This is a genomic window from Cysteiniphilum litorale (assembly GCF_003428165.1).
GTDB lineage: Bacteria > Pseudomonadota > Gammaproteobacteria > Francisellales > Francisellaceae > Caedibacter > Caedibacter litoralis.
The window spans coordinates 24,762-49,220 of the sequence record NZ_QLIQ01000020.1; the positions used below are offsets into that span (position 1 = coordinate 24,762).

Annotated in this window: 18 protein-coding genes; 7 read left to right on the forward strand and 11 right to left on the reverse strand. The window is 35.3% G+C overall.

What is annotated here, in order from left to right:
* Positions 1-104 precede the first annotated feature (104 nt).
* From DNJ75_RS08825 to DNJ75_RS08875, 11 genes are all read right to left on the reverse strand, one after another.
* Positions 105-644, reverse strand: coding sequence for a pilin (locus DNJ75_RS08825; RefSeq protein ID WP_117003089.1), 540 nt, complete (start codon positions 642-644; stop codon positions 105-107).
* 789 nt (positions 645-1,433) lie between these two features.
* Positions 1,434-2,639, reverse strand: coding sequence for a hypothetical protein (locus DNJ75_RS08830; RefSeq protein ID WP_117003090.1), 1,206 nt, complete (start codon positions 2,637-2,639; stop codon positions 1,434-1,436).
* Positions 2,640-2,948: 309 nt separating this feature from the next.
* A complete protein-coding gene (locus DNJ75_RS08835; RefSeq protein WP_117003091.1) occupies positions 2,949-3,647 on the reverse strand; it encodes a response regulator transcription factor in 699 nt (232 codons plus the stop codon).
* 172 nt (positions 3,648-3,819) lie between these two features.
* Complete coding sequence (locus DNJ75_RS08840) at positions 3,820-4,833, reverse strand: hypothetical protein (RefSeq protein ID WP_117003092.1); 1,014 nt, start codon at positions 4,831-4,833, stop codon at positions 3,820-3,822.
* A 17-nt stretch (positions 4,834-4,850) separates the two neighbouring features.
* Positions 4,851-6,086, reverse strand: coding sequence for a hypothetical protein (locus tag DNJ75_RS08845; RefSeq protein ID WP_117003093.1), 1,236 nt, complete (start codon positions 6,084-6,086; stop codon positions 4,851-4,853).
* A 270-nt stretch (positions 6,087-6,356) separates the two neighbouring features.
* On the reverse strand, positions 6,357-7,424 hold the full coding sequence (locus tag DNJ75_RS08850) for a hypothetical protein (protein WP_117003094.1): 1,068 nt from the start codon (positions 7,422-7,424) through the stop codon (positions 6,357-6,359).
* Positions 7,425-7,442: 18 nt separating this feature from the next.
* Entirely contained in the window at positions 7,443-10,457 is a 3,015-nt protein-coding gene (locus DNJ75_RS08855; protein WP_117003095.1) for a hypothetical protein, read from the reverse strand.
* 169 nt (positions 10,458-10,626) lie between these two features.
* Positions 10,627-12,243, reverse strand: coding sequence for a hypothetical protein (locus tag DNJ75_RS08860; RefSeq protein WP_117003096.1), 1,617 nt, complete (start codon positions 12,241-12,243; stop codon positions 10,627-10,629).
* Between the two features lie 101 nt (positions 12,244-12,344).
* Positions 12,345-12,836 (reverse strand): hypothetical protein, encoded by a 492-nt coding sequence (locus DNJ75_RS08865; RefSeq protein ID WP_117003097.1) that lies wholly within the window; start codon positions 12,834-12,836, stop codon positions 12,345-12,347.
* A gap of 38 nt (positions 12,837-12,874) precedes the next feature.
* Complete coding sequence (locus tag DNJ75_RS08870; RefSeq protein WP_117003098.1) at positions 12,875-14,275, reverse strand: hypothetical protein; 1,401 nt, start codon at positions 14,273-14,275, stop codon at positions 12,875-12,877.
* Positions 14,276-14,545: 270 nt separating this feature from the next.
* A complete protein-coding gene (locus DNJ75_RS08875) occupies positions 14,546-16,489 on the reverse strand; it encodes a hypothetical protein (protein ID WP_117003099.1) in 1,944 nt (647 codons plus the stop codon).
* Between the two features lie 212 nt (positions 16,490-16,701).
* Between DNJ75_RS08875 and DNJ75_RS08880 the strand changes: the two genes are divergently transcribed.
* From DNJ75_RS08880 to DNJ75_RS08910, 7 genes are all read left to right on the forward strand, one after another.
* A complete protein-coding gene (locus DNJ75_RS08880; RefSeq protein WP_263479622.1) occupies positions 16,702-16,896 on the forward strand; it encodes a PD-(D/E)XK nuclease domain-containing protein in 195 nt (64 codons plus the stop codon).
* A gap of 112 nt (positions 16,897-17,008) precedes the next feature.
* Positions 17,009-18,211, forward strand: a complete 1,203-nt coding sequence (locus DNJ75_RS08885) for a hypothetical protein (protein ID WP_117003101.1) — start codon at positions 17,009-17,011, stop codon at positions 18,209-18,211.
* 185 nt (positions 18,212-18,396) lie between these two features.
* Entirely contained in the window at positions 18,397-19,491 is a 1,095-nt protein-coding gene (locus tag DNJ75_RS08890) for a hypothetical protein (RefSeq protein WP_117003102.1), read from the forward strand.
* 669 nt (positions 19,492-20,160) lie between these two features.
* On the forward strand, positions 20,161-20,913 hold the full coding sequence (locus DNJ75_RS15355; protein WP_157968279.1) for a sensor histidine kinase: 753 nt from the start codon (positions 20,161-20,163) through the stop codon (positions 20,911-20,913).
* Positions 20,914-21,228: 315 nt separating this feature from the next.
* On the forward strand, positions 21,229-21,495 hold the full coding sequence (locus tag DNJ75_RS15830; RefSeq protein ID WP_117003104.1) for a helix-turn-helix transcriptional regulator: 267 nt from the start codon (positions 21,229-21,231) through the stop codon (positions 21,493-21,495).
* 132 nt (positions 21,496-21,627) lie between these two features.
* Positions 21,628-22,848, forward strand: coding sequence for an MFS transporter (locus tag DNJ75_RS08905; protein WP_117003105.1), 1,221 nt, complete (start codon positions 21,628-21,630; stop codon positions 22,846-22,848).
* Positions 22,849-22,935: 87 nt separating this feature from the next.
* Entirely contained in the window at positions 22,936-24,333 is a 1,398-nt protein-coding gene (locus DNJ75_RS08910; protein ID WP_117003106.1) for an MFS transporter, read from the forward strand.
* Positions 24,334-24,459 lie beyond the last annotated feature (126 nt).

A 24,459-nucleotide genomic window follows, 5' to 3' on the forward strand; every position in this document is an offset into this window, starting at 1 on the left:
TTCGTTGCTTTTTTAAATCACGCTAAAATAATTACTTAATTTTATTTTAGCGCAATCAGATTACTATCATGAGGTAACCTTTTCACCTCTGACAGTCAATCGCATCACTTTCTAAATGTAAATGAAAGTTCGTAATCCGAATTAGACGCTAACTCATCACAATGTTGTTTAACAGCAGTTTGATTCATTGTGTTACCAACAAGTGCAGTCCCACCAATTGATATACTTACGGCATCGGCCATTAAAGCTGCATTAGACAAGTTCTCACATGCTAATTTTGAAGCAGACGCAAACTGAATCGTATAATCTTTTCCGCTTGGAGAGGTGAGCGTAGTAAGCTCTGTACCAAACGGTGTGTATAGCTTTGTTCCCTCTATATACTTACTTGGCAAACGGTTGCTACCAATTAAACTTGCTTCGTTAATTATGGCATGTGAATTTGCTTGCGTAATATCATTGACTGCCGACTGAATAGAACCTATAAGACTTACCGTTTCAGAGATTTTTCCTCGCTGAGATGCTTTCGCAAACTGTGAAATCACAATCGCTGTTAACACCCCAATAATAACGAGCACGACCATCAACTCAATCAATGAGAAACCTTTCTGCATGCTTGTTTGATTTGTTTTGTTTATTTTTTTCATCTTTATTTTCTCCTTTTTGTTGTTAAACTCTTAATTAGTTTTAATACTATCTATATTTTGTTTGCTAAATTACTTGAAAGTTAGTTCGTTTTATCGTCATTATTGATTTTGATTTGTTCATGACTAATCAGAGATAACAGCATCCTTATCGCAAATCCAAAACACGTATCTAAACCAAAATTTATTATGCCATTTGTCTGTAAGCTCAAGGTACACAGCTCATGTTTGAAACTCAATATCCAGAGCCACTATCGGACATATTGACAGAGTTATGCCAATATCAATCAGCACCTAAATTTAAACCCCATATTTCCCCTTAAACTACAAAAAACGTAACAATGACCAGCTCTTTAATTACCGCATCAAATAACTACTTGAGAAACCAACCAACCCGATAACCATTTACGCATAACCCCTTATTTAAGTCACGCCACAAGATGTTATACTATGTCACCAAATGCAACATAGACCCCATCATGCTGTCAATAAAACACTTGAGAGGTGCTAGCTGATGCAACTTATTCTTGATTCATTACTATCAAGGTAGATTGCTGAGTTTTGTTATTGTTTTAATCGATGTTTTTATTCAAATATCTCAAGGGCAAGTTTGGGGATAAAATCAATGCTATTTGTGCAGGCATTGGAATCTCAAAAATGTACTGAGATTGCTGCTTAAAAAACATTACAGTTAATGATTACAGCTAACAGGCATGAGCGTCAGCCTAGGAGTTCCCCCTGCCTTGAAACCCTCAAAATAGTATATATTTCAACCTGAATAAAAAATACCCATTAAATATAGCTTAGTAGCTCAATTATTGAAGCTGTTTCTGTAACTTCACCTTGGCTCAACCACTTCTTACCATTTTCAGCTAATAGCCACGTTTGACCTGCCTTTGTTTGCAACCACTCTACTCCAGCACTAGAACCTAAAAATTGGTTAAGTTGTGAATTTTGTACACGCCCATTAGTTGCATCTAATTTATCAATGAATTCTACAAATTTTATATCCTTTTCTATATTATTATTTTGGTTGTATATAGATAAAACATCATCAAAATATTCCTTATTTAATTTTAAATAAGGGATCAAAAAATCAGAGTTTTTATTTAAAGGCTGTATTAGCACATAACTAACATCTCCTCTCTTGCCTTTAATTTTCCCTAATACACCATACTTTCTCTCATTTGACAAATTATCAACCTGATAAGTTGAGCTGATAAGTTGCTGGTTATTACCGTTTGTCTGAAAGTAACTTTTAGAATCTACTAGAAAACTAATTAACTGAATTGGGATAAAACGATTGAACTCTTTAGTTAATTTATTTACATTTTCAACTGAGTTATGCTGATCTCCTCCTAAATTTTTCAATACAGATTTCGCATCTTGAATGTCTACCTCAGAAAAATGATGACCAACCTTAGCATTATCTAATATTGTATATAGAGAAACCCATAACGACTGATATTCATCTAAATTTCTGTCTAAATAAATGGAAAAATCAACTATTCGCCAATAATTAGCATAACCATCAACCATGGTTTTAATTAGATAAGTATACCTTTTGTCAGATAGTGCATTGAAAGCTGTCTCTTTACTTTCACCGTTTCCTGTTATACTTATTTTTATTTTTCTATCTGTATTACTTTGGACATTATTCTTATTTGTTATGTTGAGATAATTTCCCTCTTTTGTTACCTCAATATTACTGTCTGCAGGCTGAACTTCCCACCCCCAGATCTCGCTCTCTATCACACCTAACTGGAGGTTACTTTTCTTAACATCGACTCTCACCTGATGTGTAACACCAACAGGAATATTTTTAGCCTCTTGACTAATATCCATCAAATTATGCGTGACTAATTCATGACTACCCTGTGAATCATTGCCATTCCCACACCCAGACAAAAGCAAGGTAGGCATGACAATTGATGTAGCAATCAAAGCACTGGCAAAATAGCTACGACACAATGGCTTTTTAATAGATTTAACAGACATTTACGTTGTTCTCCTTTTGTTTTATATTTAAACATAAAATTAACTTTGTAGAATATCAGAGCAGAACACTCTTATTTAAGCTAGGCTTCAGACCTCCAGACCCCGCACCTTAACCTCATGAGCAACAGAGTTAATAATGCGTTACTAGTTAGGAGAACAGCACCGACTAAACAATATATTCTCAACATTTCAGAGTAGCCTATGCAACTTTGTGACTTTAAATCCACTTGAACTTACTCCCATCAAACTTTGCGGATTAATTACAACACTCAAAAATCTAAAATGCACTTGATATAATGTACCCATTTGTTAACAACGAGGCACATTCAACATATACCCCCCGCGGTTGACAGTTTTGATCAACGGTTCGTTTGTTTTTTGAGTATGTAATTTTTTCCTTAATTTACTCATCAAAACATCAATGGTTCTATCCATGCCATCATAAGGGCGATCATATACCCACCAATAAAGCTCATCTCTTGAAACAACTTGATTTTGACGCTGTGCTAACAAATCAAGCGCGAATGACTCTGACTGCGTTAACTTGTACTGAGTTCCCTTATGGTCAACCAAAATTTTCCTATCCGCATTAAACCGATAATCGCCAATAATAATATCTTCAGACTGGTTACACTGCTCGTCAGCTTTTAGCACCCGCAAGGTTGACTCGATTTTTCGTGAGAGTATTTTGATATTCCTATCTCCACACATGTAATCGACAGCACCAGCACAATAAAAGGACATTTCTAATTCAGTATCCTCAACACCTCCTACGACAATAACAGGAAGTTTGTTGTATTGCTTACAGAGTCTATCGCATATAGCAATATTTGTTTGATGTCCATCAAATGCTGACATAACTAAAAGAGAAATTTTTTGTGTCTTAATCTGTTTTTGTAATTGTAAAGCGTGCTGACATATCAGAAAACGGTAATTTGGTAAATACAAAATCAATTGCTGCATCTGCGTTTTATGTATACCAAATAGTAAGATATTATTTTTAAGCACGCCCAGAGCCCCTACTTTTACCAATAGAAAATTTCTCGCATGGCATCCTAAAATAAGCAAGCCAACTAGTTGGGTAATAAAAAGGCTAATGATGCATTTTTATGATTATTTACGTGAAATATATTGTTTTTTGTCACGGAATGACACGTAGGAGAGTGTTATTTTTGGAAAATCACTTCAAATGATATGAATTTTCTTGACTCTCTTTTAAAAAATTACTATCCCCATCAAACAATTTAAAGCCGTCACTGGATTCAATTTTTTTATCCGCATACTTGATTTTTTTATACAATTCAGTTGGAGATTTAACTGTGTCCACATATTTCTCAGAAACGCCATATTTATTGTTGTATAGCACACCATACATTGGTGAACGCAGTTTATCGGCGATAACTTTACTGGCATCGGGCTTTGCTAAGTCTTCCTTTAAACCATTTATAACCATTATATCGTCATATTTACCTATAACTTTAGCATTATAAGCGTGCATTAAACTCCAAGGGACATTATAGCTTTTGCCATTGTACTCTATCGAATAAGTGTATGTGCCTAACTTACTATTAACACTTTCTGGTGAGTCAGTATGTGAGTGAATAAATTGCAGCAAATTTTTTAACCTTTCCTCAACATTATTGGCTGCTAACCCATTCTTGAGGATAGCATGATTTTTCTCCTTCAATTTATTTAATAAATCCGAATTAATAGGTACATCAGCTATAAAACCTGTAATTTCAGAGGCTATGAAATTAGAGTATTTGACATTAGGAGCATTATTACTTTTGCTTTTCAAGGACTGAGATAATAGCAAATTTGATACTTTTTCCTGCGTAAAATCCCCCTTTCTTTCTCGCATTAACTCCAGCAGTTCATTTTTAGAAAGGTTAGCTTCACCTGCATTTAGCCGCCAACAAGATATTTGATCCCTTTCGCAATTTTCAGTTATTACACGCTGAACTCTATCTGACATATTCGGTGAAACCACAACAAGCCCTACTCCTTTGAACATCTGTCTGGAGATAGTGCCATATCTTTCTACGCCAACAGTTGTCCATATTCTCATATCATCTATTTTCAGAAAATCTATGCCATTAATACTCAATCTACTTTGATAATTGAAACCTAATTTTTCTACTAACTGCCTGTCATCTTCATTAGATGAATTATGGACTAAAAGTACTTTTAGCATTTTATTTTCCCTCTTAATTATTTTTTACTTAATAAAATAAATTCACATTCTTTAGGCGTATTGAACAACATAGGCATGCCTTGATCAGCATTGTTATTGGTTAAATCAACACTTTCTATGGTCTTGTTAAAAATATCATTGTCATCATCGAAGTACTCACTTTTTGTAGTATGAATAGATAAAACATCACCTTGATCATTACTATATTGACTTTTCATCGTATTTACAGACCCTGGATTATAGTTACTCTCTGCCTCACTATGATTGAAAAGTGATGAGCTGTCTTCAACTTTGAGCAGCCGTTCCTTATCATGCACCACACCGTCACGAATCAATATATCTTGAGCGCCCATTTGTTTCGACATAGCTTGCTGGTGAATCTCATGAAGTTGTTTAGATGCTATTTTAATATCTTTTTGGTATTGATCTCTTGTTATTACTGTCTGCATGTATTCGTCATAACCCAAATTATCGATAAGGTTAGGGTTTGATTGAATGATAGGTTCCAATCCATGCTTTTGGCGCAATACATTTTGTAAAATCATTACAAACGTACGACAATTACAATCCCGATAAGGATGGATAAGCTCTAACGTTTTACATAAATCAAAAATCGCCTTTTCTTTTTGTTTGCCATCGACAGTGGAAACGGTTTGATTAAATCGCTGAATCGCTTCTTCCATCATCTTGTTAAGATCATCTTCATCCAACTCTCTTAAAAATCGATAAGAGTTGTTATTAATAATCATATCCATATGCTCGTTATGAACATAATTTTTAGTTTGATTCTTCATGATCTTTACGTTATCAGACATCTGACGTACAAATGCAATCCCCTCATCACTGAATTTCATCGCGCCAAAATACCCATCAGTGAGTTTTTTTTGAGTAATCACACCTTCTTCTACACCATAACATTCGCGCTCGTAATCAGGCATCTTTTTTAATTGTTCATAATTGGTCGACTCAACATTTTCATAGGTCTTTTGCTGAATTTGATCAATAAGCTTAAAACTTAGTTTCTCAGCGCTATCAATAATACGCTCCCTTGCAAACTGATAAGCATCACGCATCGCATGAAAGTATCCAGACTCTTTTGTTTCAAATGCATTTATCGTTTTATCTCGATCCACATACCGACCATGGTCGATAAACATAGGATCTAGCATCTGATCCACTTTGAATGTTTGATGCTGACTATTTTCAGAGGCGTGATCGCTCATTGATTGACTGCTATCGTTAGTGCCTGGCATATTTTCCTACCTTTATGTTATGTTTTATGTTTTATGTTTTATGTTTTATGTTTTATGTTTTATGTTTTATGTTTTATGTTTTATGTTTTATGTTTTATGTTTTTTCTCAGCTTCCAACTAACCATGAGCTTGATGAATGAATTTTTGATTAATTTTTAGATCGCTATGCTTAAACAGGCATGCTTAAAGTTACATATTGTTACTTAGTTTTTCAATAGATAGCCTCTTTATTGGACAAATTGATTACCTGATGAATTAGCCCCAAAAAAATCACTTTGAAAAAGTCTTTTCTTTAACACAGTCCTGTTGCTTTACCCAGAAAACATTTTCATATTTATTATCTGCAACTTGCTTTAAGTCATGAATAAAACGATCGTTATTTGCTGCATGCGTTTTTTTAGTTTGGTCAAATTTAACCAATGCAGGTGTTGATGACTCATAAATCACGCTCTCTGACCAATTATTTAAATTTTCGATCCCTTTTTCACTATCACTCATTAACAACATAGGCTTGTAATAGTGAATATCATATGTTTTGCCCAATGCCGTTAACGCAACAACATCAGCTACTTTGCCACCTCCTGTAAACCAATTTTGCTGATATCTTTGATCACACTCACGAATTAATTCATCCTTTGAAACCGTTGTAGCAAATACCCATTTATCATTATCCTTGCACCATTTGCCCGGTAGGTAACCCACTTTATGCGGATACAATTTTGCAATCAAAGGTACGTTAAATTTGGTCTCAAAACACATTTTCCCTTGTGCATCTTTACAACTGACAAATGTGTAATCTAAATTGCGTGAGTTAAAAAAATCAATATCAAAAGTATCTAAGGAGGTTTTACCAAACATTAATGGATGGCTTCCCGTCACCAGATAAACCCATTCGCGAAGGTTGTATAAATTTAAAGACCAATCTAGCAATCTATTTACGTAAGGGTATGAGCCATCGATTCTCAGTGATAAGTTGCAAAACAGAGCTAAACGCCTCAAACTCTCAGCATCACTAATTTCAGTTTTGTCTGTTTTATCGATATTTTTAATCGCAAAAAAATCCCCCACTATTTTATATAGTTGATTTGCGGCTAATGGTGCGACAAAACTTCCCAGTAAGGATGTAAGGATACCTTTTATAGTTTCATGCGTTTGATCACTTGGTAAATAACCGCTAGAGGCACTCTCCATTACTTTTGAAAGAACTGAAGCCATCCCATAAAGCACAAGAGGTTTTATGGTACTACTTACCAGCGGTAAATTTAGCTTATTCGCATAATCCATGATTTTTTTAACCAACTCAACAGAATTCACTTTATTTTCAGAATCGATTGGCATAAGTAGTCTCCCTCTTAGTTACTTACGATTTTCCAAATTATGGTCTTTATCAGATAGACTTTGATTAAACATGGATACTAACTCCCAACTTTCTCCTATTTCAGAATTACACTCTTCATACACATCATCCTCAGAGAAAGCATCATGATCCTTCGCCTCATAGAATATCTCAACACTCCCCTCGATGGTAACTTGCTTTCTTTCAGCTTGATTATTTTTTGAAAAAGATGCCAAATCATCAATATATGCCTTGAAGTGCTCCAGAAGACTCCTAATTCCATCAAGTAATGAGTCACTAAATTTACTTTTTAAATCTTGAAGATCTTTGCTATTCTGCTCGGTTGCTTCAGAAAGCTTAAAGATATCATCAAACTTAACTTGTTCAATGGGTTTATTTTTTAGTGCTTTAAGGTTTTCAAGCACAGCAGTTGCCACCTTTATTTTATTCGCATCATTCATAAAGCGCGTTATAGTACCGTACTGAGATTTTTCATAAGCTTGCACCTTGGTTATCATCTCATCAATCAGCTGATAATACCGCGGATTGTCATAATGCATATTCTGCAAGGAAAGCTTATGATCTATGTCCTGCTTATAGGTGTTTAATTTCTCAACTACCTTATTTAAATCCACTTGATTGTGGCTAGGGTTTTCCTTTATATATTGCTTAATATTATCGATGGTATTTGTAATCTCCTGCTGTGCTTCATATAAGTAAACACCATACGCACCAGTGCCAATAAGGATTTGATTGTCTTTGATTTTTTCAATAAATCGTGCCGTTGATTCTATCGCTTTATTCAGTTTATCCATATACGCCTTCGATGCTTCAGGCATAAAATTAACCTGCTTATTATGCAACGCAAAAAGTAGATGATCATTATTCATAAACTCTCCTGCCTCTGCCGTGATCAGTGCATAAGGAGAGTAGACTCGTTTAGTATAAGCCATTGCATTGCGCATTGATTCACTCATACTTTCGAGCGTTGGATTATTTCCAATTAATAAGGAATCAGTAAATGCTTGACTTAACAAATCTGAATAATCCACAAATAGCTTCTCTTTAAGAAAGAGATGTATTTTTGCCTTTGTTGCACCATCCACTGATTGATTATTTGGATCAATAGTCTTGGCAAGTTGTTTAAGCAACAGCGTATTATACACACTAAATTCATTACTGTATGTAAGCGCTTGTTCAAGGTGATTTTCTGCGTTTAAATGAATGTCTGGTTTTTTTAATAACGAAAATAGGAAATTTCTCGACTGCGTTAAGTAGTTATCGATATTTTTTTCATCAATCTCTGGCAATTTTTCGTCTGCAGGCAGCGCCAAAAGATGACGTAAAGTGGTATCTCCTTTTAAAATAAATGCCTGCTTATCTGCAGTCACATCACCAAAAGCTTTATTAATATTTTTAGCCGCATCTGTTAAAGCTCCGCTTATTTTCAGCTCACGTATTTGCATCAAATCATGTGCAATGCCGCCAAGCTCATTGACGTAGAAATCAGTCAAATGTTGAGGCAATACTTTATCTTTCGGCAAAGTAGCAACAATTTCTAATATCTGATCTTTGACTTTTGCTTTTACCCCAAATTTTTCGATAAAACTGCTGTTGTCACGATTGTTTAAATATGTCTTAGTTGCTTCGATGCAGGTTTTAAATTTTTGATTATTAATATCTGCCGCTAATAATTTTGTATAATCTGTCGCTTGACGATCAGCAGTCTGAGTAATCGGTTTAATCGCCTTTGCACCCAGATCAGTTTCAATACGTTTGCTATGGCGATAACGTTTAGCATATTCCTGAAGCCAGGATTGCATCGAGCCAACCAAAATAGAAGCATATCCAGACCCATAACCATAATTCAAGCCATGACCAAAACCATCACATTGATTAGTGACATAATTTTGTAATTGACTGATGCTACTATTTGACGTGGGTGTGACTTGTTTGGTTTGCATTTCAAGTTTGACTGCTTCGTCATTAATTGCTTGTGTAATTTTCTTAAGTGCTTGACGCTCTTCTTTACCATGACTATACATGAATGACTCAATATTTGACGGTAGATAGTAAGCAAATATTCCCATTAAAGCCCCTGAAACAAGTGCGACACCTGCTGGTGCAACAGCTACTGCCAAAGCACCTGTTGCAAGCCCTAGCGCACTTGCCGCCAAATAGGGATATTGTGCATAAACAGTTGGTTCATCCATCTGTTTAACAAGAAAGTTACTTACTTGAGTCAAAAAATTCACCTGTAACTTTTGCGTGAAGCTATCCGGATCAACGTCATCAAAATAGCGTTTAATGCCTCTTGTAATACCATAACTATTTTTATCGTTTTGAATCTTTTCATCATGAATCTCATAAATATCTTTAAATGTATTAACAAATAGTTTATCAAGTTCAGTCAAAAAGTAGGTTTCAACAGCAATTTTATATTCATCCGTACTTGATGAGTCCTTAAACTCGGCACGCATATCAATAGGCATATTGTATTGCTTCCCAAACAGTAAAGACTCACGATAATGAAAAAGTCTAATAAATTTTTCCGTTAAGTCGTTACTCAGCGCAAAGAAACCTGATTCTTTGAATTGTTGTTGAAATGCCTCTGAGTCTCTTGCTGGCCTTGTTTTTTCAGGCAGAATATTATAAAACGCATTCGCAACAACACCCCCTAGTATCACACTGATGGTATTAATTGCAAGATTTTTACCTGGTGTAAAATCAGGAATAGGAAGCACATCATGAAGTGCAGATCGAGCAACAAGGCCACTTACCACGCCTGCTGCTCCCGATAAAACCCCGGCTTTAATCTGATTTGACATCGACACGCCCTCAAGCAAGGGATCTATTGATGCTGAAAACTTTGATGAAGACTGTTCAAACTGCATCATTAATAACTTAATCTTTTCATCAGTTACGTTTTTCTTGCTAAACTCTCTCGTTATATTTGTCTTCATTACTTGCTCAAGGTAATTTTTATGATTCTGGGTAATATTTTTCATGGATTGAGCTGCTGATTGATTGGGCATATACTTCTCCTAATTTATATATTTAATGATAAAACGAATTCAGGGCTTCGATTAATACTCAGCCAGCGCTTGCGCAGTAAAAGTGTGCGATAATATTGCTATAGCTAACTTAAGTGATTTATTATTGCCTAAGGTAGATTATAAAAGCTATCTTTAGGGTAGATATCAGTCATTTTGTTGGATGTGACTCTATTTGCTGTCCTATTGCCAACTGATCTTGAAACTGGGCATTAAACTGAGTTTCAGACGTTTGTGTGAGCGTATTTTTTGCTTGATTAAAAAGTGTTGCACTTTTTGGCGCCAGCAAATTCTTAACGTTTGGAGACACGAATGAGATAAGAACTAAAAACCAATTAACAAGTGTTCGTAAAATCTCCATAACTTCGGAAGAATGCTTATCTAAAATGTTTAAACCACCATCTTTCTCAATTGCCTCAAACTGTTCCACCACTTGTTTGTACTTTGAGCCTTTTAGCTCATTGCTTCCCTCAGTTATCAAGATATTACCAATACCTTGAATTAATTGATGTAAAATATCATACTTTTCAGTTCTCAAATCGGCATTATGCACCATTCTTTTTGAAGCATTCTTACCCAGCATATGCGCATAAATCTTCATCAAACTGGTAAAAACTGCTTTTATATCATCACTCGTATCATCTTTTTTATGTTCATAATTGCTCTTTAGTATCGCCCACAAATTGGTCTCTACAGAATGGCTTTTTGTCAACAAAGGCTTTTGCTCACCGTCACACGCTTGCCTATTGCAATTATTAAGTTCATATACTGGATTCTCAATGGTGTTGTACTTTTTATACGTTTTTACATTTTCTCCTGCTTCTGTTGCAACTAAGGGGCTTGTCAACCGATCGCTAAGAGCTGTCTCAAATTGCGATTCTCGGCGCTGTTGGTCGGCAAAATCAATACCACTATATTTGGATAACTTCTGGCACATAGCTTGATGATTATTCAATTCAAAAAAAGTATAGCACTCGTCAAAACCTTCGTTAAAACAGCGCTTAATTTTGCCTATATCACCCTCTGAAAACTTTTCTCTTACCTCTTCCAGAGAGGCTTTAAAACCCGGGATCCGCAAATAATACTCAATATAATTTTTATACCACTTTTTGTATAAGTTTGCCTCATACTCATGCGGCTTAATCAAGCTCTTATTTTTTGTAAAGTCGCGGAAAGCAGCACCAAAGTCCAATTTCCCAAAGCTCAATTTTCCATCATCCCCACTTATACCAAAAACATTACCTGAGTGAACACTATAGTCACCTAGCAAAAGAGAAATGAATATTACCATTGATAATCCACTATTTGCAGATTTAAAACTAGTAATCAGTTGGTATAAATATTTATTGTCAAATTTCTCTAATTTATTATTTCTAAGTTTAGACTCCTCCCATGGGAAGAAAAGCTTAAAAAGCTCTGTAACTTTGGCTTTTTTCGATGCCAAAGCTTTTGTCTTTTTATCTCCGTCAATAATTATAACAGGCTCTGCCGTGACAAATAGATGCTGATATTCCTGCGGAATTATGTTTTTTTCCTTGAGTTTAGCAATAATTCGTGCCGCTAACGCTTCAAAAAAAAACTCCGTTTTATCTATTGGCACTTTAATAAAATATTCATCACCCGCCTCAAGTGATTGATCTTTTTTACTCAATCTATAAAAACCATTATAAGGATTACCATCCCTTGAATTTTTGCCATCTATTTTTTGTGCTGGGTCTACTTTATTCGCTGTAACCCTTTCAGTCACATGTGCAAATGCTATTTCCATAACACACTCCCCCAATGTAATGAATTGTTACAAAACAAACTAAATATTTGCTTTAAAAGCCTTTTACTTTATTTTTCTCCAATCCCTATCTTAAGTGAAAACTATACAGACTTTCCTGCTACAGCTCTTTGTTCAAACATCTCTTTATTTTGCTTAAAAAGCATATGATTTCCATTATCCGCCTTATCACTCTTTGTTTCTGCCAACGCATTTTCAAAAGCTGTATTAAACGCTTCATTTTTATAGCGATTTTCAGCCAAAAAAACCTTAAGATTACCTGAGCCACTTTCAACCAAATAATTATCCCTTAGTTGCTGCATTGTTGTTGAAAACTCCCTTGGATTAGACTCTAAAGTATCTATCAGTTGTTTAAACCCCTCAAACGTTTTTTTCTGTGACGCCATTGGCGATAGTCCAAACCACGCGACAAATGCATCATCCTTTTGCACACCTTTAGCAGCTAATGTTTGCACAAAACCAGATTCTTTCGTTAATAAGTATTGTTCAACTCCTGATAGGCGTGCATTAAAATCAAGTCCCGCTTTTTTCAATTGCTTGGCTTGGTTATATATTGCTTCTACATTGACGGTCACTTCTAACCCTCCTTACTTTTGGTTACTATTTTTTAAATTTATTTACTGAACTCTTTTAAACCAATTTGATTTTCAGGATTAAATAAACTGAATTCATTATTATTTTTTTCTACAGACCAAGTATCCTTTTTCTCGTCCACTGTCAGTATTACTTCATCATTAAACTGCTGAGAATTCTTAAGGCACTCTAGATATTCCTTGCTTACACCATATGTATTGTTATATAGCCTACCGTACATTGGTGCTTTTAATTTTTGAGCAATAATATCCGCTGAATTCTCCTGTTCCAGATCTGCTTTTAACCCTGATATAACCTTAGCACTATCATAACTACCAAATGTTCTTGAATCATAGGCCTGCATTAAACTCCATGGTACGTTGTATTTGTTACCCTCATATGTTAATTGATAGGTATAACGCGAATTATTGATATAACCCTTATCAATATTCTTATCAACAAACGCTAGAAGCGATTCTAATTTTGTCGCAACCTCTTGTTCATGAGAGTATGCCTCTAGCTCTTCTAGCGTGGGGTAATCAACACTTCCAGATTGTAGAATACTGCTCGATATATTCTCATTGGGATTATTTAATCCTTTTTCTTTATGCAACTTCGCTGACTCACTCTTAGCTTGCCGCATATCTTGTTCAAACTTAAGATCATTATCCAAGGTCTGCAAGGTATATTGTGAGTTTGAATTATCATCTAATCGTGTTAATACTTCAGGATGAGTAAAACCTGTAGCATCAAGCAATGCATCATTCATGAGATTAACAAATGCTTGTTTGATTAATTGCTCTGGGTCAGTTGATTGATCAAATAGTTCATAATCAATTTTAGTGGGCACAATATTACTGTAATGCCCACTGTCATGCCCTCCTTTATGAGCCATAAAATGTGGAACTTTACCTGATAATATTAACTCTCTAAATTGCTCATAAACCTGACCTGGACGAGACTCTAAATCATTGCCAGACACCAGCATCAAATGTTGTTTTTTATCTTCAGGAATGGTTTTAAGCAGTTCAACATACTTTTGAAGATCTTTTTGTTGTTTTAAATGGTTCAAAAATTCATTAACTTCCTGCTTTACTTTGTCCTGCAACTGAGTCTCAATAATATCTTGTGATAAACTGTCAACTCCAAACGTTTCTTTCAACTCAGACTTGAATAACGCTATTGAATTATCATCATTAAAATCCAAGGAAAAATAGGTGCCAATATTCTCAATATCTCTTGAATAAGCATCTTTTAGTTCGGTATACAGCATCTGCAAATAATCTACCGACATCGTGTCGACACCGTTAAAAACAGCCTGCCAACCAGCTTCAACAGCTTGTTGTTCCTTTAAATCTGGATTACCCAGTCGACCAATGGCAATTAACAAACAATCATTTTTATTATTGCCACCATTGTCTTTTAATTGATAGTTAATCATATGTTTGCCTTTTTAATGTGTTAAAGATTAAGTGTTTAAAACCTATTGCATAGACTCTCTCCACTAGTGCAGGGAATAAAAAGCGTCCGAAAGAAGCAATACTATTTGCTTCTTTCGCTTTAGGCACTAAAAGCCTTTGGAGCAAATCTAAAGAGTGGAATGAACACAAAGAGCACTTTATTTATATAGTACTTATACTTCATGAAGCAGTGCTGATCCTAATTGATCGCTATTCTTCATTGCAGAAAGATTATAAAGTTGTTCTACGAATTAGACTACTTTTGCGCTGTTAACCATTTTGCTGTTTGACTGATTTTTTTCAGCATTATAAAAGCTTTTGTGTGGGTCTTCCTTTTTCTCTACCGGTTTTTCTATGCTTCCATAATTAAGGGCATTAGAAAGTTTATTACCATCAGATAGCGCCTGCTTTAAAGTTGCATTTAAGCTATAAGTGTTATAGCCTCTAGTACCATTATATTCTGTATTACTGCCTGCCATATAAGTAGACAGCTTTTCAATAATACTCATTGGATTTGCAATATCGTTTTTAAGCTGAGTAACGGTGTCGCTAACCTTATCGTTACCACCGCACTTTTCATAGGCTTTCAAAATACATCTTGGCAACCTAACCAATGTACCCTCTATAGTCTCTTCTTTACGATATGTATACACGCTACCATCTTTTGGGTTTGTATTCTCTGTTATAAATTTCAGCAAATTATCAACTTTTTTATTTTTCATATCCTTGCTCTTTTGCACCATTTCCTTAAGTTTAGCTGATGAATCTGATTTTTCGCGTTGCTGTAAATTTTCATTTGGATCTGATTTTTTAACATTGGTACTTATAGTATCCTTGTTCTGGATGGTTAAGTTTTCTTGATTTATAATGTTATCTGAATTTGACTCACTCTTATTTTCATTATTTTTGCTATCACCGCATACTCCATCTTTATATCTTTCTAAATGAGTAGTTAATGTAGTTGATGTTGTATTAGTTCTTGTTTTAATTTGGTCTGCATGATCAACTGACTTTGCATCCAAGTTGACATTATCATTATTTTTTATAGAACTGCGGTTTTCTATTTCTCGTCGTTCATCAAAATACTTCTCAAGATCACTGCTAAAATTCATTTTGTGCGCGTCTATAGTTTCTTGGGTTCTATTTTTAGCAACTCCAGGCTTATAATTAGCTTTAAACTTATTCTCTCTCGCTAAGCCATTTCTTGCTTTTTCATCATCAAACTCTTTGGCTTTATAAGCACCTTCTATCGCACTGGAAATATTTTTTAAAGTTGCATCTACCTCTTTTTGCACCGTACCATCAATTGCCAAAGCAGTCGAATTTTCTTTTCCTTGATTAGAGATTGTTCTAATTAAAGATTTATATTCCTGATTATTCTCTATAAATTTTTCAACTGTCGCCGCTGACACATTAACTCCAACTGCTCTAGAGTTATCAAAGTCAGCCATCAAATCTTTTAGCTGTTGCACAGTGGGCTCATCTGTAATTTCACGAGACTTTAGCTCCAGCTCCAACGCTGCTTGCCTTTTCTGTAAATCAGAAGTAGACATAGATGATAGGAAGTAGTAGCCCCGTTTGAAGAAATTGCAAACAGACTTCCACGCTTTATCAAGGCCATCCTCAATAGTATTTATAGTACGATCCCACCAAGAAGGGGAGTTAAACTTTAATGAAGCTTCAAGATTAGCAACCTCCACTTTAACTTTTGCTTGAAGTGTCTCCATATCATTTGTTTGCAAAAAACCCTTTATCACATTTGCATTAAAATTTCGTAGCGCTTGCTTATTGTCAGCCGAGTTTTCCTTAGCAGAAGAAATAATCATTCGGAGTTTATTCATAGACTCTGCTAAATCTTTTGAGCTATTGTCCGACTCTAAACGAGTAAAAACTTTAAGCTTCTCATAATAATCATTTGATAAAATAAAGTCGCCATCTCCATCACGACTTACATTAGGGTTTTTATCGTATGGCTTTCCCTTTATATCTAGAACAATTATACTTCTGTCCTTTGATAACTCGATTAATGCCTGCTCAATATCTTCAGGATAAAAACCATTTTTGTGCGTCGCTTTATTACCGAAGTAACTCTTATCATTCTCAGAAACTTTACTGCCTGTATTGCGAAAAGCAGAACTTTTCTGAATAGTTAAATAATGAGATGAATCCTTAGAGTTAATAATTTTAAATGACATACCTTTCTCCTAAAATTAATTTTTAATCTTTATGTTTTAATTGTTTCGCCAAAGCATCGTATTGATGCCTGACACAAAAGTTACATTGTTATATTTTAAGTGACAATATTTGACGCAGTTATCGGACAGATTGATTAGTAGGGGCAATTCATGAATTGCCCCTACCTCTTTGATCATCATACACCATACAAAATAATGGCATCGATCATGGCATTGTGATGGAATTTAAACATGCCAAAGAGGACAACAGTCAAAACATCAGCGAATTAGCCAATAAATCGTTAGATCAAGTGCGTCAAAAAAACTATATTACCGAATTGAAAGCACAACCACACATGAGACGCATTCTGGCACTTGAGTTGGCCTTTAACCATAAGCAGGTTGTGATTAAGCACCATTGGCAGTGATACAGATAAAAACATAATCACCTTGTCCATATCCAGCATCTGTAATTGCTTTATGTATATTACCAAGATATTTTTTAAATAATATTTATTTTCTTTTAAAAGGATGATGCCAATGCCAATCTTTAGTGATCAATTGGAAAAATATCGTCGTAAGCCTACGCTTGATTTCTGGCCTTTTTCATATAAAGGTTCGGTCAATTTGCATTGGGAGCGCGCTTTATTGGAAATGGAAAATCTGCATACGCTATCTCCTGAACTTAAGGCATTTTTGCGCGCAAAACTTAGCAACAACACACAGACTGATCTCAAAACACTCACAAAATTGGAAGCGTTATTCAAGCAAGCTTCGTTGAGCACAACCAGAAAAATTGTCCATACTTATAGTTTTTATGTCGATTGGCTTAGTTTGTTTCGTAACGTATATGAAATTCTAGCATTAAGCATTAAACCATTAGCTTTGCAACTGCCTTTTATCGGTTTAGCCTGGCAATTATTTGATACGGTGATGCTTGGTGTAATGGCAATAAATTCCGATCAAAAAAAGGACAAATGGGCGAGAAATCATTACCTATATAATACTGCTCAACTTACCCTTTGCACTGGAATTGCATTAAGTGCATTAATCGTCTCTGCCTGTAGCTTATTAAGCATCATCAGCACGCTAGCGAGCTCTATAGGTGGTGCAAGCGCTTTGGTTATTTCCTGGCTTCTTAGTGAACGAGCAGCCAAACTATGTGATGCGCGTATTCACTATCTAATGTGTGAGTCATTGTCAACTAAAGCATTATCTGCGTTAGTGGATCAAGAAACCATATCTCAACTTCAAGCATCCTATCAAAAATGGTGTCAAGAAATCCAAAATGCTAATAATAGTGAAGAAAGTTACAAAGCCTTAATCAAATCTCTGCAACAACTTGAAAAGAGCCTTAAGGTCAACGATAACACTACCGAAAAGATCCATGAAGCAGTGCTGGCATTAACCTTATGTACAAATCAAATCAAAAAACGTGAATTTCTTTATCGCTTAGAAAAACCACTTAAATTTTATGCCCTAACCACCGTTACCTTGGCAATCCTTACTGTTGTTTTATTAGCTATAGGCGCTAATATCGCAACCTTTGGATTTGCTGCTGCCTTGTTCTGCTCTGCAATGGTTATCTTTAGCAGTATTTATAACTTATATCAAAAAAACAAACTTTTAAACACAGATAATAACGAAGACACACATTGCAAAACCATCGGTAATAACTATTCACATACATTATTTACGCCCCCTTTAAATGATGCTAATCCCAACAGCTCACCTTCAATATAAAGCATCTAAACTTTGAAATTTAAGACAACCTGTCTATTTTACTTTGACTCATGCAGTATTTTTCTTATTTTTCGTCAACAATAATGCTGCAGAGCACAAAATAATTCATTTTATACCGCTCGTGAATCATTCTGGTGGGTATATGTCTCTGCAAAACTCATCCATTTAAAAACAAAGGAGATATAATGGACTTTAAAAAATTACCAGCTGCCTTGACGACAATATCATTAGTGATAGCAGGGGCAAATCTATCGTTTGCCAACCCTACTGATCAAAATGATGACAAAATTAATAAAGATATTATTAGTCAATCGCTACAAAACTTCTCAACAGATAGCCTATCTGGTACCTCTGAGAGTATCAAACAGTTAAAGGCATTTTATAATGCTGCTAAAAATCACTCTTATATTAAAACGATGACAACAGGAATTTCATTTGCTGATCTATTAATCAAGGAATACCCAGCTTATAAAAGTGACGCCAATGTTTCCTTAGCGAGCAAACAGACCAAAATTGCTGCCACTGAAATATATAATGCATTGCAAAACGTTAGTAACATTCCTGTCATGGATCAGCACCTACTAAACTATAAGGGTGCTTTTGATAAGGCATGGGAAGCACGTATTGATTTCTGGCAAAATAAAGATAGCAGTGAGAAAGCACAAGACTTTAATCACTTTATCAACTATATGACAATCTATGGTTTATCAAATATTCAGAAACAAGGCATGGATCGAGCTAAAGACACTTACGTCTCAATTAATGCAATGGCTTATCAATTACAAATTGATGCCCAAGACGCCTACGCAAAAACCAAACAAGAAACCATTGACAATCTTTACAATATAACGCCTGAAATACTTAAGTCAAACATCCAATTATTGCGCCAAAATGCAACAATTTCAGGTGTCACCCAAGCAATTATTGATGTTAATAATGCTTTAGAATCAGCACTACATGTCAATACACCAATTAAAGTTTTTGGTGTCACAATTTTTACTTTAAAACTGCCACAAAGTGTTATTGACTATGCACATAAATCAGAAAAGCAAGCAGGACTTACCGATAGCTATCAAGCGTTAATGTTTATGATGAAGACTGACATATCAACAATATCTGATTATAATGCGATGGTTAAAGCAAGTGATGATAACGTGTTTGCAAAAATGATGGTTTCATTTGCTCAAACCCTTGCTAAGCATTTTGCCATACAACCTGAACAGGCTTATTGGGCAATTTTAAATCAAACAGCAATACAACTAAATAAGCACATTGCCTAAAATAAAACTTGCTAGCTTATTATAATTGAATAGAATGAGATTAGCTTGCAGCATGATAATCATGGATGATTATTACACAATAACGATTAAATGACTGAATTAAAGCTTATGATGAATTTTTATGACAATATTAAACAGTATCTTAGGTTTTGGTTTTTCCCAATTTTATTCATTATTTTTGTTATTTTAAACTTATGTTTTATCGTACTTTCATACCAGCATTATCGCGATCATCAATATCATAAGACAATTTACTCACTAACAAACACAACATTTCAAGCCTATTTGCACAAGAATGAAACCTTGCAAAGCCTCCAACAACCACTTGCATATAGCACGCCCAAATATATTACCTATCTGTTTACCAAAGAACCTGTTTTTTCGCCAATTATCGAGCTGGATATGCCTACACAACATAGAAAAAATAGTCATCTGTTGTATACTGACATAAGAAAACAAATCAAAAGTGAGCTTGGCACTCTGCCATTTTTTTCCTCAAAACAAGTTTCTATTTGTTATGCAGATCTTAAGCAATGTGCAAATTTCACTATCGAGTTACCCAATCGTTATTATCTATATTTTCTGCTCTTATTCTTCGCCATATTTATGATTCTCGTGACACCTTTGCATTTCCTATATAAGCAAAAGTTAGTTCAACCCTTTTTGCAAATGCAAAAAGTCGCTGACAAACTCAATATTAGCAATGCTGCATCTGCCATAAAACCATTTAACCTAAAAAATCTAGTACAGTTAATGGAACATACCTGTCAAAAACTTAACGCACTTATGGATGAGAAAATATATACTATTAAAGCGATTGCACATGATCTAAAAACGCCATTAACAAAAGCCAAACTCTATATGTATAACCAAATCCCCGAAGAACATCATGGAGAGCTTACTAAGTATTATAACGATATGGAATATCTGCTTGGTCAAATTAGTACTTACACAAAAAAATATTATCTAAATGAGAAGCAGCAAAAAATTGATTTAGTTGACTTTAGCGAGTCTGTATGTCACGAATACCAATTAAATGGGTTCAACGTGTCTTTCTCAACAAACTTAAAGTACGCTATTATCAAAACACAGCATAAGGCACTCAAACGTGCCATGCAAAACTTAATTGACAATGCACTAAAATATGCAGGCAATGTCATGGTAGAGGTTCAACAAGAGAATAATCAATTGCACTTACTGTTTATCGACAAAGGGCCAGGCGTTCCTAAAAAGCACCTTACCAAACTTTGCGACCCATTCTACCGTGTAGATTGCGCTAGAGGTCATGACCTTTCAGGCTCAGGTTTAGGCTTAGCCATCGTCAAAGAGATTGTTATACACAATAAAGCAACACTTTTCATCGATAACAATCCTCATTCTTCAGGCTTGATTGTTAAGATTATTTTTAGGGAATTAAAATAACCTCATCTAATGAAGTAAAAAATTATTTTTTAAAAAAAAGCTTGATATATTCAAAATAACTCTTTATGATCACCAGTGTTTCCAATAGGAAAACTCAACTCTTTGAGCTGTCGTCCTTGCTGAGGTCAAAGTCCATTTTCTAGGGAAGGTGGAGGGTTTTCAGCTACGCACATGTCTGGGGCGGACTTATGTGGTCAACAACTCAATGCAGATGATATCAGGATATATTATATGTTACAATATTTTTGTTGAATAATATTTTTATTTTTTATAGCATCTTTCCAAACGCATAGTCACTTGAGCACCCACAAAGCAATGGAACCGTATATAGGTCGGAACGATGATGAAATTCGCAAACTATTTATCATTGGGAAAAACATTAAGTGCCTCATGTACGAGAAAGATGTGAACACCGTGGAAATATCTCGCGCCTTATGCATGTCAACTGGCACCATAAGCAAAATCTGTAATGGCAAATGTAACCCTAGCATTCTAATATTAGGTCCAATCGCAAACTATCTTGGGGTTAAAGTCGATGACTTGTTATTCGATCCACGGAATCAGAAAGGATTGTTTGAATGAACAGCAGACCGGAAAAAATGATAATTTTAATTGCAGTTTATCTGCCAACACTCTAAAGTGGCTCGCTAACTATATAAACAAGTATGCACTTCGCTGCTTGACTAAGTACTATCTGAATATTTGGAGTTATCAATGAAACCGGTTAACAACCGCCTATTAGTCGCCATATTGATGTTGACGATTGTTATTGATGTCATGGGTGTGGGACTTGTTTTCCCAGTTATTCCTGAAATCATGATGTCAAAACAAAGCCCATTTTTCGGGGTTAATACAGCTGATTCGCTACGCAATTTTTATTATGGTCTATCGATGGCAGTATGGCCTTTGGGGATTTTTATTGGTAGTGCGATTATCGGCAGACTCTCTGATAAATATGGGCGTAAGCTGATGATCATCGTCTCACTTGCTGGCACGATTATTGCCTATCTATTATCCGTGAGCGCTTTAGCATTAGGCTCATTAAGCATTTTCATGTTAAGCCGTTTTATTTGCGGATTTTTTGGTGGCAGCTTTAGTATTGCGCAAGCAGTTATCTTGGATATTTCTAACGAGCATAATCGTGTTAAAAACCTAAGTTTAATCACGCTTTCCGCCTCTATTGGTTTTGTCTTTGGACCACTTATAACGACAGCTGTTGGCTTATTATCGCAAACCGAGTATCAAGCCATTACACTGCCATTTTGGTTTGGCGCTATATTTTCTATGGTTAATCTACTTAGTGTTTGTTTATTCCTACCTGAAACCTACACCAATCGCATCAAAAAGCAAAAACTTAAACTGATAACTCTTGTTTTTAGCTTTAAAGTAATGTTTAGCGACAAGCGTGTCAAGATACTGGCGCTAGCCTTTTTGATGTTACAAATCGGTTGGGGCTACTACGCCCAAGGTTTACCATTGGTGCTAGCTCAAGCATTCCAATTTGAACCGGCAAGCATCGGCTTTGTTTTTGTGATCATGAGTTTGGGTTTTGCCTTTTCAACACTTTACTTTCAAAACGTTGTGCTTAAACGCCTTAACAATCATCTTGCGATGCTATTAAGTGGCATTATTATCGCGCTATTAATTGCGCTTTGTACCTTTTTCTTAAGCCAAAGCTCAATGATTATCAGCGCATTTATTGGCGCGCTATTAGAAATCATCTTTTATACTGCCTTATTATCAGTCATTTCCAGCAAAGTTGAGAGTCATGAACAGGGCGCCATCATGGGAGGCACTACTTCTGTATTTGGTATTGCTTGGGCAATTAACGCCTTTACCCTTGGCTTATTTACAGCATTCTACTTATTACTTCCTCTGTATCTAGCGGCAGTGAGTATTTTAATCGCAGGATTGGTCGTTAAACTAGACAAGTAACATAAGTTATATTTATTTACTAACGATTTGCTTTGAATTTAACGTACTATACCCCTTCCTAAAAGGGAGAAAATAAGGAGATTTTATATGTTAATTAAAAATAAGCCCGTCACACTAACGTTTTTCATCACCCTGTTTCAAACGATGAGCACAGGTGTTATGTTTAGTTTAACCGTGTTGTATTTAACGCTTTCACTCAAGGTTAGTGAAAGCGAAGCATATATGCTAAATACAGCACTTTTTTCGCTTTTTTATTGCTTGCCACTGATAGCAGGTATTGTTGCTGACAAGCTTTTAGATGCAAAGCGCACGCTGATTATTGGGCAGCTTTTTAGTATTTTTGGTTTTTTTGCCTTAGCACAGTTTGGCGAACCTTTACTTGTAACGAGTTTAAGCTGCATTGCCATTGGTGGCGCATTTTACTTGCCTAGCATTTGGAAATTATTGCATAGCTGCTTTCCAGAGCATAACACGAAACGCTCATACTACTTTACTGTTGCCTATATAAGCCTTGCCACAGGCGGTATGATTGCAACATTTAGCTCAGGCTTCATTGCCAACTATTTTAGTTACCAAACTGCCTTTTATATTGGTGCAATCTACAATGTAATTTCACTCGTGTTGTTTATATCGTTCCAACACATTTACCCTGCTTCAAGACAGATTATTTCACTAAGCAAATACACATATAGCTTGGTTGTTTTTGTGCTTACCTTTGTTATAGTGCACTACCTCATGCAAAGACCACATGCCACGGTCACCATTATTTATATTGCTGGATTGTTACTTATTGCATACTTCTTGTATCTTGCAAGCCAAGCGCAAAACATACAGCAAAGAAAGGGAATTTTAAAGTTTTTGGTATTTTGTTTTATCAATGTCGCTTATTGGAGTATTGCTACTTTGTCACAGACAAATATCACACTCTTCGCACAGTACAATCTTAATAGGCAAATATTTGGGTTTACCTATCCGGCAGGTTCTGTGATTACTTTTTGGTATATCAGCATGTTTATTTGCGCAATTGGCGTGAGTTATTTTTGGTATCGCAAGCTCAAACACAATGCATTTGATCAAAAATTTCTTATTGGGCTTATTGTGACTGCAATTGCGGGTGCTGCAATCCCAGTTTCAATATATTTTTCAGGACTCCATAATCAGGTCACTTTTTTCTGGATTATTATATTTTTCTTCTTCTTAGGTCTTGGAGAAATCCTAATACACCCTAATGGTAGCGCCTCTGTAGGGGAGTATATTCAAGAAAAAAATCGAGGATTTGCACTTGGTTCTTGGGAATTTGCAAGTGGACTTGGCGTTGCCATCTCAGGGCAACTATCTGTATTAACGGTCACCGATAGCAAAGAAACAAATTTATTATTAAGCAATCAAGCCTATAGCCATGTGTTTTTGTATATTGCTATTATTTGCCTTGCCTTTGGCATCATTACATTCCTCATTAATCGCTTTTTGAGAACATCACATTAATACCTTAATTTTGTAGTATTCATTTATAAAACTAGAACGCTTAAAATATCTCCCACAGCATGGGTAATCTTTAAACATGCTAGCTATATTGCGGTGGGGGCCGATTGTACAGCGCTTTTAAAGCCA